12 protein-coding genes are annotated in these 13730 nt (G+C 70.8%); 4 read left to right on the top strand and 8 right to left on the bottom strand.

What is annotated here, in order from left to right; translation table 11 throughout:
- Positions 1 to 23: 23 nt before the first annotated feature.
- From KIK05_RS00845 to KIK05_RS00830, 4 genes are all read right to left on the bottom strand, one after another.
- Positions 24 to 1379, bottom strand: a complete 1356-nt coding sequence (locus KIK05_RS00845) for a GH1 family beta-glucosidase (protein WP_214408526.1) — start codon at positions 1377 to 1379, stop codon at positions 24 to 26.
- The gene (locus KIK05_RS00840) at positions 1376 to 2254 is read right to left on the bottom strand and encodes a carbohydrate ABC transporter permease (RefSeq protein ID WP_214408525.1); all 879 of its coding nucleotides are present in this window, start codon (positions 2252 to 2254) and stop codon (positions 1376 to 1378) included. The genes KIK05_RS00845 and KIK05_RS00840 overlap by 4 nt, the downstream gene beginning before the upstream one ends.
- On the bottom strand, positions 2251 to 3189 hold the full coding sequence (locus KIK05_RS00835; protein WP_214408524.1) for a carbohydrate ABC transporter permease: 939 nt from the start codon (positions 3187 to 3189) through the stop codon (positions 2251 to 2253). The genes KIK05_RS00840 and KIK05_RS00835 overlap by 4 nt, the downstream gene beginning before the upstream one ends.
- A 73-nt stretch (positions 3190 to 3262) precedes the next feature.
- A complete protein-coding gene (locus KIK05_RS00830; RefSeq protein WP_214408523.1) occupies positions 3263 to 4579 on the bottom strand; it encodes an extracellular solute-binding protein in 1317 nt (438 codons plus the stop codon).
- Positions 4580 to 5029: 450 nt separating this feature from the next.
- Between KIK05_RS00830 and KIK05_RS00825 the strand changes: the two genes are divergently transcribed.
- The gene (locus KIK05_RS00825) at positions 5030 to 6424 is read left to right on the top strand and encodes a glycoside hydrolase family 16 protein (RefSeq protein ID WP_214408522.1); all 1395 of its coding nucleotides are present in this window, start codon (positions 5030 to 5032) and stop codon (positions 6422 to 6424) included.
- A 107-nt stretch (positions 6425 to 6531) separates the two neighbouring features.
- Positions 6532 to 7062 (top strand): YbhB/YbcL family Raf kinase inhibitor-like protein, encoded by a 531-nt coding sequence (locus KIK05_RS00820; RefSeq protein ID WP_214408521.1) that lies wholly within the window; start codon positions 6532 to 6534, stop codon positions 7060 to 7062.
- A gap of 4 nt (positions 7063 to 7066) precedes the next feature.
- Here the strand turns inward: KIK05_RS00820 and KIK05_RS00815 are convergent, their stop codons facing one another.
- A complete protein-coding gene (locus KIK05_RS00815) occupies positions 7067 to 7639 on the bottom strand; it encodes a TetR/AcrR family transcriptional regulator (RefSeq protein WP_214408520.1) in 573 nt (190 codons plus the stop codon).
- Between the two features lie 92 nt (positions 7640 to 7731).
- Here KIK05_RS00815 and KIK05_RS00810 point away from each other — a divergent pair, with 92 nt between their 5' ends.
- The gene (locus KIK05_RS00810; RefSeq protein ID WP_214408519.1) at positions 7732 to 8439 is read left to right on the top strand and encodes an alpha/beta fold hydrolase; all 708 of its coding nucleotides are present in this window, start codon (positions 7732 to 7734) and stop codon (positions 8437 to 8439) included.
- Here KIK05_RS00810 and KIK05_RS00805 read toward each other — a convergent pair.
- Positions 8431 to 9057: a LysE family translocator gene (locus tag KIK05_RS00805; RefSeq protein ID WP_214408518.1), complete on the bottom strand. Its 627-nt coding sequence runs from the start codon at positions 9055 to 9057 to the stop codon at positions 8431 to 8433. The genes KIK05_RS00810 and KIK05_RS00805 overlap by 9 nt on opposite strands.
- Before the next feature lie 87 nt (positions 9058 to 9144).
- Between KIK05_RS00805 and KIK05_RS47885 the strand changes: the two genes are divergently transcribed.
- Positions 9145 to 11976 (top strand): ATP-binding protein, encoded by a 2832-nt coding sequence (locus KIK05_RS47885; protein ID WP_308249678.1) that lies wholly within the window; start codon positions 9145 to 9147, stop codon positions 11974 to 11976.
- 334 nt (positions 11977 to 12310) lie between these two features.
- On the opposite strand, the gene KIK05_RS00795 is transcribed toward KIK05_RS47885, so the two are convergent.
- Entirely contained in the window at positions 12311 to 13150 is an 840-nt protein-coding gene (locus KIK05_RS00795) for an alpha/beta fold hydrolase (protein WP_214408517.1), read from the bottom strand.
- Complete coding sequence (locus KIK05_RS00790; protein WP_214408516.1) at positions 13137 to 13625, bottom strand: hypothetical protein; 489 nt, start codon at positions 13623 to 13625, stop codon at positions 13137 to 13139. The genes KIK05_RS00795 and KIK05_RS00790 overlap by 14 nt, the downstream gene beginning before the upstream one ends.
- Between the last annotated feature and the right edge of the window lie 105 nt (positions 13626 to 13730).

The raw sequence follows: 13730 nt of genomic DNA, 5'->3' as shown, positions 1-13730 counted from the left end.
CTCGTCTTCCTCGGGTGGGGAGGTCATCGGGCGAGGCCGTTCCTCCGGATGACATCCCTGTACCACAGCGCGCTGTCTTTGGGGAGTCGCCGCTGGGTCGCGAAATCGACGTGCACGATCCCGAACCTGCGGCGGTATCCATCGTGCCACTCGAAATTGTCCAGCAGCGACCATACGAGGTAGCCCCGCAGGTCCGCTCCGGCCTGGATCGCCGCGTGGGCGGCGCGCAGGTGGGCGTCGAGGTAGGCCAGGCGGTCGCGGTCGTGCACGGCGCCGTCCTCGACGACGTCGTCGAAGGCCGCGCCGTTCTCGGTGACCAGCAGCCCGGTCTCCGGGTAGTCGCGCGAGAGGCGCAGCAGGAGTGAGGTGAGGCCTTCGGGGACGATCGGCCAGCCCATGGCCGTCGTCGGGCCGCTGGGCGGTTCGAAGAAGACGCCCTCGCTGCCGGGGAAGGCCGGGTTGGCGGGCTCGCCGGGTTTCGGCGACACCACGGAGGGGTTGTAGTAGTTGATCCCGATCAGGTCGATCGGCTGGTTGATCAGGGCGAGGTCGCCGTCGTGGATGTGGCCGAGGCCGCCGTGCCGGGCGGCGACGGCGAGCACGTCGGCGGGGTAGCGGCCGCGCAGGGCGGGCTCCAGGAACTGGCGGTTCATCAGCCCGTCGATCAGGTCCGCGACCTCCGGGGGGCCCTCGACGGGGGAGAGGTTGAAGGTCAGGGAGACCTGGCGCGCGCCCGCCGCGCGCAGCACGGCCGTGGCGAGACCGTGCCCGAGCAGCAGGTGGTGCGCGGCGCGGAAGGCGGCGGCCGGGTCGGTCCGGCCGGGCGCGTGGACGCCCCAGGCGTACCCGAGGAAGGCGATCAGCCAGGGCTCGTTGAGCGTGGTCCAGGTGGCCACGCGGTCGCCGAGCCGGTCGTGTACGGCCGCCGCGTACTCGGCGAAGCGGTGCGCGGTGTCGCGCTCCGCCCAGCCTCCCCGCCGTTCGAGGGCGAGGGGGAGGTCCCAGTGGTACAGGGTGACGTACGGCGATATATCGGCTTTTAGTAGCTCATCCACCAGCCGGTCGTAGAAGTCCAGGCCCTTGGCGTTGACGGCCCCGCCGCCCGCCGGCTGCACCCGGGGCCAGGAGACCGAGAAGCGGTACGCCCGCAGCCCGAGCTCGGACATCAGCCGCACGTCGTCGGCGTACCGGTGGTAGTGGTCGCAGGCGACGTCGCCGGTGTCCCCGCCGGCCACCTTGCCCGGGGTGTGGGAGAAGGCGTCCCAGATCGAGGGCCCGCGGCCGTCCTCGCGCGCCGCCCCCTCGACCTGGTAGGCGGCCGTGGCCGCGCCCCACACGAAGCCGTCCGGGAAGACCAGCGCCTCTCGCGTGCCCGTCATCCCTTGACCGCTCCCTGCATGATTCCTCCGATGATCTGCCTGCCGAGCAGGATGAACACCAGCACCAGCGGCAGCGTCGCCACCGCGGTCCCGGCGAGTGAGAGTGTGAAGTCGGTGACGTAGCCGCTGGCCAGCGTCGACAGCGCGACCTGCACCGTCGGGTCGTCCGGCGTGAGCACCACCAGCGGCCAGAAGTAGTCGTTCCACGCCGTCATGAACGTCAGCATCCCGAGCACGGCGGCCGCCGGGCGCGCGACGGGCAGCACCACGTGCCAGAAGAGCCTGATCGTGGACGCCCCGTCGACCCGCCCCGCCTCCAGCAACTCGGTCGGCAGCGCACGGGAGAGGAACTGCGTCATGAAGAACACGCCGAACGCGCTGACCAGCGACGGGACGATGACGGCGGCGATCGTGCCGTTCCACTGCAACTTGATCATCAGCATGTACAGCGGGATGATCCCGAGCTGGGTGGGCACCATCATCGTCCCCACGGTGATCAGCAGTAGGGCGTTCCTGCCGCGGAAGCGCAGCTTGGCGAAGGCGAAGCCCGCCAGCGTCGAGAACAGCATCACCGAGACGGTGATCGAGCCCGCCACGACGAGGGAGTTCAGCAGCGCGAGCGCGAACGGCGCGGTGTCGAAGACCCGGGCGACGTTGGCGAAGAGGTTCCCACCGGGGAGCAGCGGCGGGGGCATCTCGGCCATGGCGGAGTTGTCGTGCGAGGCCACCACGACGCTCCAGTAGATCGGGAACGCCGAGAAGAACGCCACCGCGAGGAGCGTGAGGTACGTCAGCGGGTGCCGCCTGAAGGAGCCGAGCGTCCTGGTCCCGCGCGCGGCGACCCGTGCCGGGGCGGCGATCGCTCTGATCGTCATGACTCCAGCCCTCCTCGCATGCGCCGGATCATCACGTAGTTGAGCCCGACCACGACGACCACCAGCAGGAACATCACCCACGCCGCCGCCGAGGCGTAGCCGAACTCGAAGCTGCGGAACCCCTTCTCGTACAGGAAGAGTCCGAGGGTCTGGAACTGCCGGTCCGCCCCGCCCGTCGGCATCGCGCCGGCGCTGACCTGCGCCCCGAACAGCATGGGCTCGGCGATGACCTGCATGGAACCGATCGTGGACACGATCACCGTGAAGATGATCGTCGGCCGGATCATCGGCACCGTGATGCCCCGGAACTGCCTGAAGGCGCTCGCGCCGTCGATGGTGGCCGCCTCGTACAGCTCACGCGGCACGGCCTGCATGGCGGCGAGGTAGATCAGGGCGTTGTACCCCGTCCACCGCCACATGATCATGGTGGCGAGCGCGGCGTGGCTGCTCGCCGTGCCGGCCTGCCAGTCGACCCGGTCGAATCCGAAGGTCGACAGGACCGCGTTGATGATGCCGAACTCCCGGCCGAACAGCTGGCTGAAGATCACCACGACCGCGACCACGCTGGTCACGTTCGGCAGCAGCATCGTGACCCGGAACAGCGTCTGGTATCTCAGCGGCCGGTTCAGCAGGTGGGCGAGCCACAGGGCGAACAGCAACTGCGGGACCGCCGACAGCACCCCGATCGACAGGGTGTTGAAGGCGGCGTTCCAGAAGTAGCCGTCCCCGACGAGCTTGGTGAAGTTGCCCAGCCCGACGAACGGATGGTCGCTCTTGAGCAGGTTCCAGTCGTGCAGCGACACCCAGGCGGTGTAGACCAGCGGGAACAGCCCGAAGGCCACGAAGAGCAGGAAGAAGGGGGAGACGTAGGCGTACGGCGACAGCTTGATGTCGAGCTGGTGCAGGCTCCGCCGCTTCGCCAAAGGAGCGTGCATGGATGTCCTTTTCCTTCGGGCCGGCCGGGCCGCGGGGTCTCCACTCCTGTGGCCCGCGACCCGGCCGGGACGGCTAGCTGATGCCCTGGACGTCCTTCAGGACCTGCTGCCACGACTGCTCGGGGGTCTGCTTGCCCTGCTCGATGCGGGTCAGGCCGTTGCCGATGGCCGTGCGCACGTCGCCTTCCTTCGGCCCGAGGTGCTGCGGCTTGAGGTTCTTGGCGGCGTCGGAGAAGATCTGGCCGACCGGTGCGCCGTTGAAGAAGTCCTTGGTGTAGTTCCTGATGTCCGGCTGGTCGTACAGCGACGGGATCGACGGGAAGTTGCCGATCTCCTTGAAGACCTTCGCCTGGTTCTCCTTCGAGGTCAGGAACATGATCAGCTCGGCGGCCTCCTTGGGGTGCTTGCTCTGCTTGGGCACGGTGAGGTGGGTGCCGCCGCTGTTGCCCGCGCCGCCCGGCACGGCCGCGATGTCCCACTTGCCGGAGGCGTTCTTGGCCTGGTCCTGGATGTAGGCGGTCATCCAGGCGGGGCAGATCACGGTCGCGAACGAGCCCTTGGCGAAGCCGGTGTTCCACTCCGGCGTGAACGCCCCGATCTTGGCGTCGAGACCGGCCTGGATCATCTGGACCGACAGGTCCCAGGCCTGCTTCACCGCCGGGTTGCTGCCGACCACGACGGTGTCGTCGGCGTCGTACACCCCCTCGGGGGCCTGCGCGATCATCGCGCGCATGACCTCACCGGGGCCGTCGACGAACTTGGCGCCCTTGGGGGCGGCGGCGGCGAACTTCTTGCCGGTCTCGATGTACTGCTGCCAGGTGGGCCACAGCTTGGAGACCTCCTCGCGCTTCGTGGGCAGGCCGGCCGCCTTGAACAGGTCGTTGCGGTAGCACATGGCGAGGCCGCCCACGTCGGTGCCGAGCCCGATGATCGACGAGCCGTCCTTGGAGACCCCCTGCTGCCACTTCCAGTCGAGGTACTCGCCCTGGCGGGCGGCCGCGCCGTAGTCCTTGAGGTTGTAGAACTTGTCCGGTTGCGCGGTGAACGAGCTGATGTAGCCGACCTCGATGGCCTCGACGTCGGCGGTGCCCGCGCCGGTGGCGAGATGGGCGGCCAGGTTGGTGTGGTGGTCGGCGTACGACGCCTGGCGCTCCTCGATCGTCACGTTCGGGTGGGTCTTCTTGAACTCCTCGTACAGGGGCTTGAAGCCGAAGTCGCCGAAGAGGCCGACGGTCAGCTTCACCGGCTCGGCCTTGGCGCCGCCCGACCGGCCGGCGGTGGCGCCGGAGCCGCCGCCACCGCACGCGGCGGCCGTGACGGTCAGCAGGACGGCGGCGAGCAAGGGGGTGGCGATACGGGCGACCCGCTGCCGGGAATGTGGCATGCCCATGGGAACCCTCCCTGGGTCCATTTATCGTGATCTTGAAGAGAGCGCTCTCGCCTAGATTGGGCTCGCCGTACGGCCACGTCAAGACACGTCCTTGTAACAAGGTTTCTTTTCTATTACGCGATTGTGCCCGGTGAGACCGAGGTCGGAGACGTCCTGCCTGGCCGAACGGCGGAAGGAGAGCTACCACCGGAGGCACTTCTATAGAGAGCGCTCTCATGATCTAGGAGAACCTGTTGACAGGGGATACGACCGCATCTAACGTCGGCGGCGCCGAGAGCGTTACGAGGACGTTACGCCGGCGCGAACGCCTGGTCGTCCGGCACCGCGCGCGCTCGAACGGCCGTCGAGCCGCCCGCGAAACCTGCCCATGGAAGCCGGCGCCCCTTTCCCGAGGTCCGGGCCGGCCCCTGAGAAGTGTCTGATCTGTCCCCCAGAGAGAAGAGGATCATCATGGGCACCTCCCTCCTGTCCCCGGCGAGGGGCCGGCCCCGGCTCCGCGCCCTGCTGGCCGTCGTCGGCGCGGCCCTCCTCCCGCTGGCCGCCATGACCGTCACCGGCGGTCCGGCCGGCGCGGCCGTACCGCCCACGCCGAGCGGCTGGAGCCTGGTCTGGAGCGACGACTTCGACGGCTCCGCGGGCTCGCTCCCCTCGTCCGCTAACTGGATCATCGACACCGGCCACGCCTACCCCGGCGGACCGGCGAACTGGGGCACCGGGGAGATCCAGAACTACACCGCGAGCCCCTCCAACGTCAGCCTCGACGGCGCCGGCAACCTGCGCATCACCCCCATCAAGAGCGGCTCGGAATGGACCTCCGCGCGCATCGAGACGCGCCGGGCCGACTTCAAGCCGGCGGCCGGCCGGGTCCTCCGCATCGAGGGCCGCATCCAGATGCCCAACGTCACCGGCAACGCCACCCTCGGCTACTGGCCGGCGTTCTGGGCGCTCGGCTCGCCCTACCGCGGCAACTACTGGAACTGGCCCGGCATCGGCGAGTTCGACATCATGGAGAACGTCAACGGGATCAACGCCGTCTGGGGCGTCGTCCACTGCGGGGTGAACCCCGGCGGCCCCTGCGGCGAGACCACCGGGCTCGGCGCCAACCGCGCGTGCCCGGGGGCGAGCTGCCAGTCGGCGATGCACACCTACCGCTTCGAGTGGGACCGCAGCGTCACTCCCAACCAGCTGCGGTGGTACGTCGACGGGCAGCAGTTCCACAGCGTCAGCGAGAACCAGATGGACGCCGGCTCGTGGAGCGACATGACGAGCCACGCCGGGTACTTCATCCTGCTCAACGTGGCCATGGGCGGCGCCTTCCCCAACGCGCTCGGCGGTTCCACGCCCACCGCGGACACCGTGTCGGGCCGTCCCATGCTGGTCGACTACGTCGCCGTCTGGCAGAGCGGCGGATCCACCACGCCGCCGCCGGGTGGCGTGGACGCCCGCTCCACCATTCAGGCCGAGAACTACCAGGCCCAGTCCGGCACGCGGCTCGAGGCCACGACCGACACCGGAGGCGGCCAGAACGTCTCGTACATCGGGAACGGCGACTGGCTCCGCTATGACGGGGTGAACTTCGGGAGCGGCGCCGCGACCCAGTTCAAGGCCCGGGTCGCCTCGGGGGCCGGGGGCGGCGTCAGCGGGCTGGTCCAGGTACGGCTGGACAGCCTCGCCGCGGCTCCCATCGGCGACTTCGCCGTGGGCGACACGGGAGGCTGGCAGAGCTGGCGCACCGTCCCCGCCAACATCAGCGGGGTCACCGGCACCCACACCGTCTACATCACCTTCGCGAGCGGCCAGCCGGCCGACTTCGTCAACCTCAACTGGTTCACGTTCGGGAACTGACCGCCGTCCCCGGCCCGCGTCCCCTGCCGGGCGCGGGCCCCGCGGCGCGCACCGCGGGGCTCCGCGAAATCCAGGATTCGGCCCGTCACCCTGGTTATCCTGGGCAAATGAAGATCGGTAAGCAGGTCGTCACCGGCCTCGCCCTCGTCGCGACGGCCGCTCTGGCGGGATGTTCGACCGAGAGCGCCTCGCCCGCGTCCGGTCTGAGGATCGGCAGCTCGTCCTTCACCGAGGGCGGCGCGATCCCGCAGAAGAACGCCTGCGCCGAGCAGGGAGGCCGCGACGTCTCGCCCGCGCTCGCCTGGAGCGGCGTCCCGGACTCGGCCCGCGAACTGGCCATCGTGGTGAACGACTCCGACGCGCCCGGCGGTTCGTACATCCACTGGATCGTCACGGGCATCCCCGTCTCGCGGAACCACGTGCAAGAGGGGGAGTCGCCGGGGAAGGTCGCCCGGGGCAGCGACGGTCGCCGCCGGTACGCCGGCCCGTGCCCGCCGAGCGGCACCCACCACTACCACTTCACCGTGTACGCGCTGCGTGACCGGATCCGCCCGAAGGGCGACGCGAAGGCCGTCCACCAGCAGATCAAGGACGCGGCGATCGCCTCGGCCGAGACGGTCGGCACCTGGGGCCACTGACCGTTCAGTGCCGCAGGCGCGCCCCGTCCAGCACCAGGTCCACGGCCCGGTCGGCGAAGCCGTCCTCCAAGGGCATGCCCCGGAAGACGGCGCGCAGCCACACCGCTCCCGCGAGCAGGTCGACGATCGTCATCGGGTCCGTGCCCGGCCGCAGCTCGCCCCGGTTCGCGGCCCTGTCGAAGATCGGTAGCTCCCGGGCGAAGCGCTCGGCGAAGAAGCGCCGGGTGGCGACGGTGAGCTCCGGGCTGTTGACCGCCGCGCCGAGGGCGGCGACCGCGATCTCGGCGGCGGGTGGCGTGGTCAGCAGCGCGGCCATGCCGTCCACCAGTCCTTTCAGGTCGCCGCGGAGGCTTCCGGTGTCGGGAGCCTGGAAGTCCAGCACACGCGCCTCGACCAGGGCGTCGCCGGTGAGGGCGGCCTTCGAGGGCCACCAGCGGTAGATCGTCGTCTTGTTGACCCCGGAAAGCTCGGCGATCCCCTCGATCGTCAGCCGCTCGTAGCCGTTCTCGGCCAGCATCTCCAGCGTCGCGCGGAAGATGTCCTGCTTCCTGCGCGGGCCCGCTCCTGTCGCCGTCATGCCACCACCATATTGCAACGCACCGTTGCGTTGGTTTATCGTCAAATCACGACGCAACGGTGCGTTGCATTCGAGTGGCTTGAGGAGTGACCATGAAGCTGCCGGTCGTGTTCGTGCACGGCATGCGGGTCAGCGGCACCATGTGGACCCCGGTGATGTCCCGGCTCGACCGGCCCGCCGAGGCTCCCGACCTGCCCGGCCACGGTTCCCGCAGAGGCGAGCCGTTCGGCCTCGGACCCGCCACCGAGACCGTCGCCTCCGCCGTCGACCGGATGGGCGGCCGCGCGCTCCTCGTCGGCATGTCGCTCGGCGGCTACGTCGCCATCGCGACCGCCGCCCGCTTCCCCGGTCGGGTCGCGGGCCTGGTCGCGATGGGCTGCACCTTCCGGCCCCGCGGGGCCCTCAAAGCCGTGTACGGCCTGGCGGCGTCGCTGGCGGCCCGCGACCCGGGCCTCGCCGGGCGCCTCAGCGAGTACGCCTTCCGCCGAACCGTGCCGGGGGAGCCGGCGGAGGCGGTCGTCGCGGGCGGGTTCAGCTGCGAGGCCCTGCCGGCGGTGGTGAAGGCCGTGGGCGACGCCGACCCGCTGGCCGATCTCGCCGCCTACCCCGGACGCGTCTGGCTGGTGAACGGCTCGCGCGACCACTTCCGCCGCGACGAGGCCGGCTTCCTGCGCGCCTGCCGCGACGGGCGGCTGATCCGGATCCCCGGGCGCGGCCACCTTTCCGTGCTCGCCGAGCCCGCGCGGCTGGCCCGGATCGTCGAGGACTCCGCCCGCCTGGCCGGCGCGCGATCAGCGTGACCGCGTGCCGCCCGTGAACGCGGTCGCGATACCGAGCCCGAGGTAGACGCACCCGCTGACGTACCTCAAAGCCCGCTGCCGCCCCCGCAGCACCGTGCCCAGCGTGCCCACGCCGAGGGCGTACACCATGTCGTTCACCAGACCGAGGGTCAGCAGCGCCAGGCCCAGCACCACGATCTGCAGGGCGGGGGCGCCCGCGTCCGCGTCCACGAACTGGGGGAGGAAGGCGAGGAAGAAGAGGATCACCTTCGGGTTCAGCACGTTGACGATCACCCCCTCCGCGAACACCCGGCGCAGCGGCTGCCTGGCCGCCTCACGCGCGTCGGCGCCGTTCCGGCTGGTCAGCGTGCGGATGCCGAGGTAGACGAGGTACGCCGCGCCCGCCCACTTCACGGCGGCGAACGCGGTCGCCGACCGGGCGATGAGGTACGACAGCCCCGCCGAGGCGGCGGCGATGTGGACCAGCGTCCCCGTCTCCACCCCCAGGGCCGACATGACCGCGGCGGCGCGCCCCTGCGCGAGACCACGCGCGGTGATGTAGATGATGTTCGGCCCCGGGACGATCACCAGTGCCGTCGCGGCGAGAAAGAAGACCAGCAGTTTCGAGGGGGAGACCATGGCCATGACCGTAGGTTCTGCCCGCTTCCGGCGACAGGGCCATATGGCGTGGCATTTCCCGTCCAATCACGATGGCATACTCCGAGCGTGGTGTTGGGTGAGGCGCCGGGGGCGCTGGTGGGGCGGTCGGACGAACTCGGCCGCCTGCTCGCCGTGCTCGACGCCGCGGGTGACGGGCAGGCCGGGGTCGCCGTCATCGGCGGCGACGCAGGCATCGGCAAGACGCGGTTGGTGGCCGAGATCGTACGGCTGGCCACCGGGCGGGGCTTCGCCGTCCTCGGCGGGCAGTGCGCCGAGCTGGGCGACGCCCTGCCGTACCTTCCCCTGGCCGACGCCCTGCGCGGCGCCGCGGGCGACCCCCGCCTGGCGGAGGCGATCGAGACGCGGCCCATGCTCCGCAGGCTCGTGCCCGGCGCGTCGTCCGTCGCGGCGCCCGAGACCGGCTCCGGGCTCGCCCAGCAGCAGCTGTTCGGGTCCGTGCTCGACTTCCTCACCGAGCTGTCGCAGGCCCGGCCCGTGCTCCTCGTCCTCGAGGACCTCCACTGGGCCGACGGCTCCACGCGTGACCTGCTGGTGTTCCTCAGCCGAATGATCCATCGCGAGCGGATCTGCCTCCTCGGTACCTACCGCACCGACGACCTGCACCGTCGCCACCCCCTGCGTCCCCTCCTCGCCGAGCTGCAGCGACTTCCCTCGGTGACCGCCGTGAAGCTCGCGCCGCTCAGTGCCGACGAGATGTCCGACCACCTCGTCTCGCTCGGCGCGTCCGACGCCAAGGTCATCGGCGGCATCATCGAGCGGGCCGAGGGAAACCCGTTCTACGCCGAGGAGCTCCTGGCCGCCGAAGGCCTCCCGTACAACCTCGCCGACCTGCTCCTGGCGCGCACCGAGCGGCTTTCGGAGCCCGCCCAGCGGGTGCTGCGCGCGGCGGCGGTCGCGGGCCGCCGCATCGACCACGACCTGCTGCGGAAGGTCTCGGGCCTCGACGACGCCGAGCTGGAGGCGGCCATGCGCGAGATCGTGTCCCGCGGGCTGCTGCTGCCCGACGGAGACTACGGGTACGCCTTCCGCCACGCGCTCCTCCAGGAAGCCGTCTACACCGACCTGCTCCCCGGAGAACGCACCCGCCTGCACGGTGAGTTCAGCCGCCTGCTCCACGACTCCCCGGCCGAACTCGCCTACCACCATCTCGCCGGTCACGACCTCCCCGGAGCCCTGGCCGCCTCGGTCGAGGCCGGACGGCGGGCCGATCGCGTCGGCGCGCCCGGCGAGGCCCACCGTCACTACGACCAGGCACTCGCCCTGTGGCACCGCGTCCCCGACGCCGAACGCGTCGCGGGGATCGACAGGGTGCGCCTCGCCCTGCTGTCCGCCGCCGCCGCGGACGAGAGCGGCGACCCCCACCAGGCGATCAACCAGCTGCGCGAAGTGCTCAGCACCACCGAGCCGACCGCCGAGATCTGGGAGCGACTCGCCTACTACCTCATCGACTCGGGCGACGACGCGGCCGTAGAGGCCGCCAGAACCGCCGTCGAGCTGGCCACCGGCTCCCCGCCTGACCGACCGGCGTCCGGGCGGATGACCGCACGCGCCCTCGCGACGTACGCACGATCACTCACCTGGACCTCCCGGCACGACGAGGTGAGGGAGCTGGCCGGCCGGGCCCTGGAGGCGGCGCGATCGGCGGGCGTCCGCGACGCCGAATCCAGCGCGCTGATCTCCCTGGCCATGGTCACCGAGATCGAGGGCCACCTCGAGCGCGCCGAGGAACTGCTCGCCCTCGCCGCCGGCATCAGCTCGGGCAACCTGTCCATCGACCTGCGCGCCATCTTCCACCTCGCGCGGGTGCGGTACGAACGCGGCGACCTCGCCGCCGCGGCCGTCATCGCCGAGGACGGCGCGAAACTGGCACGCGAGACCGGCCTCACGTGGAGCGTCTACGGCACCGACCTCACCTTCCTCCGGCTGCTCATCGACTACGTCGCCGGCGACTGGGAACAGGCGGCCGCTCTCGCGTCCGGCTTCGCCATACGGGTCGGCAGCATCCGCGAGGCCCTGCTGTCGGGGTATGCCCTCTTCCTCGAAGTCGCGCGCGGCGACGCGATCGTCGAAGAGCGGATGTCCTGGCTCGAGCCCTTCTGGCCCGACGGGTTCGTCACCTACATCGTGCGCGGCCTCGCCGCCGAGCACGCACTGTGGAACGACGATCCGCGAACCGCCCTCGACCACGTCGAGGCCGTCCTCGAAGTACTGGAGCCGTACGAGGCCGTCACCATCCGCATCTGCGCCACGGGGCTGTGGGCCCTGGCCGAGCTGGGGGAGAGCGGAGAGCAGGCCGACGACCTGCTGCGACGGGCCCGCGCCTCGGCCACGATCGGCCCGGGGTCCGGGGCGCGCGGCGAGATGGGGATCGAGGGGCGAGCCTGGCTGGCCCGCGCCGAGGCCGAGTGGCACCGGGTCAACGGCACCGACGGCCCCGACCTGTGGCGCGGGGTCGTCGATGCCTTCGACTACGGGTTCGTCTACGAGGTCGCCCGGTCACGCTGGCGGCTGGCCGAGGCGTTGCTGGCGGCCGGCGACCGCGACGAGGCGCTCGCCGAATGGCGGCAGGCCGTCGCCGCCGCGGACAAACTGGGCGCCGCCCCTCTCGGCCGCGCCCTCGCCGCCCTCGGACGCCGCGCCCGCTTCACCACCCCGTCCACTCAGGGACGGCTGACCGGCCGCGAGCAGGAGGTTCTCGCCCTGGTCGCCATCGGCCTGTCCAACCGCGAGATCGCCGAACGGCTCTTCATCGCCCAGAAGACCGTGAGCGTCCACGTCTCCAACATCCTCGCCAAACTCGGCGTGACCTCCCGCACCCAGGCCGCCGCCTACGCCCACCAGGAAGGCCTGACCGCGGCCCCCGGTGACACCACGTGAACGCGGCGAACGGCACCGGCGGGTTTCGGGCGCTCCCTTGGCCATCTGTGTCAGACGAACGGGAGAGAGGCGCCGCGTCGCCGCGGTGATCCCCGATCACCTGGTCCAGGGGAGCGCGGCTAAGTCGGTGGTCGATCACGTCTGCGCGTGCGTGGACGCAGCCCGGGTGCTCCCGGCTCGGCTCGATGAGGCGAGCGCGGCAATCGGTGGTCGGCCACGTCTGCGCGTGCGTGGACGCAGCCCGGGTGCTCCCGGCTCGGCTCGATGAGGGGAGCGCGGCAATCGGTGGTCGGCCACGTCTGCGCGCGCGTGGACGCCACCCAGTACTCCCGGTTCAGCCCGACGACCTGCTGCCCGGACCATTCGCCGCCAGGAACTCCGTGACGAGCGCGGCGACCACTTCCGGCTGCTGGGCGAGCATGTCGTGACCGGCGTCCAGTTCCGTGACCCGCACATTGGCCGGTACGCCCGCGAGGTCGCGCCGTACCCCTCTTCTGTACGCCTCCATCAGCTCCCCGCCCGACATCCCCGGCGGGTCCTGGTTCGCGATCACCACGAGCGCGGGACAGGTGACCTGACGCAGCAGAGGGATCGTGTCGCGAAGTTCCGGTGTGTATCGCACCGCGTTGAGAAGCTCCGCGCCGGGCCGGGCGTAGATCTCCCCGTCCTTCTCGATGCGGGCCCTTTCGGGGAACATCGCGAGGAACTCGGGAGGGAGCGGCCGGCCCATGGTCGCGACCTGCGCGTCGAACACGGCCTTGAGCTTCGCCAGCTCCTGGTCCCGCGCGACCGGATCCATCCCCGGGTAGTTGCCCGGGTCGCTCTCGGCGGACCGCAATCCGTCCAGGTTGACGATGGCCGGGCATTCGGGGTGGCGCCGGGCCCACAGTACGGCGAGCATTCCCCCCAGCGACTGCCCGACGATCGCCGGGTTGCCGAGGCCGAAATACTTCACCACGGCCTCGACGTCGTCCAGAACCCGTTCCCACTCCCACGGCCCGTCACCGGACAGCCCATGGCCCCGTAGGTCCATGGCCACGACCCGGTGGTCCCGTAGTTCGAACCCGTCCCACGCCTCCAGCGTGCCGCCGAGCCCATGGAGGAGAAGCACGGGCGCGCCGTGCCCGCCGAAGTCCCGCGCCGCGAGAGGGATTTCGTGTTCAGTGATGGTCACGTCGTGCGGCATAACGCTCCTGAGGTTGATTCAGCCGTTCGCGTATCGATTGCGTGGTCACCCCGCCGTCGGGATGCCGGTCGAGCTTCGCGCGTTTGACCAGGTCGTGAACTCCTTGCCGGGTGATGCCGAGCATCGCCCCCGCGGTGGCGAACGGCACCGCCTCCCTCCCGGGGTGGCCCACCCGTCTGGCCACCACCCTGCCGAAGGCCGTGCGCCACCACTCCTCGGGCGGATCGAACAGGTCGTCCCCGGGGAAGACCGCCGCGATCAGGCGCGCCGCGGTACGAACCGCGAGAGCGTCGTCACGTCCCAGCAACTGCGCGGCCCACACCTCGGCCTCGATCCGCAGCCGCTCCCTGACGGGGCCCACCTGCTCGTCCGAGCCGAACAGGATCTCCAACGGATCGACGACCCGCCGCTCGACCAGCCCGACCAGCTCTTCGACCAGCGCCACGTGCTCGCTCGTACTCACTTGACGGACAATAGCAAGTACTTGCTCATGCCTGTCAAGTAGTGACCCTCCGGCCGGCCGCAGCCCACTCGACGGATGGGCCGCGACGTTTCCACGGCCCTTGAG

The organism is Sphaerisporangium fuscum (genome assembly GCF_018531465.1).
GTDB lineage: Bacteria > Actinomycetota > Actinomycetes > Streptosporangiales > Streptosporangiaceae > Sphaerisporangium > Sphaerisporangium fuscum.
The sequence above is the reverse complement of the archived record's forward strand: the minus strand, read 5'-3'. Positions and strand labels throughout refer to the sequence as shown.

Bases quoted from the DNA above. Each gene is read 5' to 3' on its own strand.
- KIK05_RS00845 (WP_214408526.1), bottom strand. From the start codon at position 1,379: ATGACGGGCACGCGAGAGGCGCTGGTCTTCCCGGACGGCTTCGTGTGG.
- KIK05_RS00830 (WP_214408523.1), bottom strand. From the start codon at position 4,579: ATGGGCATGCCACATTCCCGGCAGCGGGTCGCCCGTATCGCCACCCCC.
- KIK05_RS00815 (WP_214408520.1), bottom strand. From the start codon at position 7,639: ATGACGGCGACAGGAGCGGGCCCGCGCAGGAAGCAGGACATCTTCCGC.
- KIK05_RS00810 (WP_214408519.1), top strand. From the start codon at position 7,732: ATGAAGCTGCCGGTCGTGTTCGTGCACGGCATGCGGGTCAGCGGCACC.
- KIK05_RS00805 (WP_214408518.1), bottom strand. From the start codon at position 9,057: ATGGTCTCCCCCTCGAAACTGCTGGTCTTCTTTCTCGCCGCGACGGCA.
- KIK05_RS00840 (WP_214408525.1), bottom strand. From the start codon at position 2,254: ATGACGATCAGAGCGATCGCCGCCCCGGCACGGGTCGCCGCGCGCGGG.
- KIK05_RS00820 (WP_214408521.1), top strand. From the start codon at position 6,532: ATGAAGATCGGTAAGCAGGTCGTCACCGGCCTCGCCCTCGTCGCGACG.
- KIK05_RS00835 (WP_214408524.1), bottom strand. From the start codon at position 3,189: ATGCACGCTCCTTTGGCGAAGCGGCGGAGCCTGCACCAGCTCGACATC.
- KIK05_RS00825 (WP_214408522.1), top strand. From the start codon at position 5,030: ATGGGCACCTCCCTCCTGTCCCCGGCGAGGGGCCGGCCCCGGCTCCGC.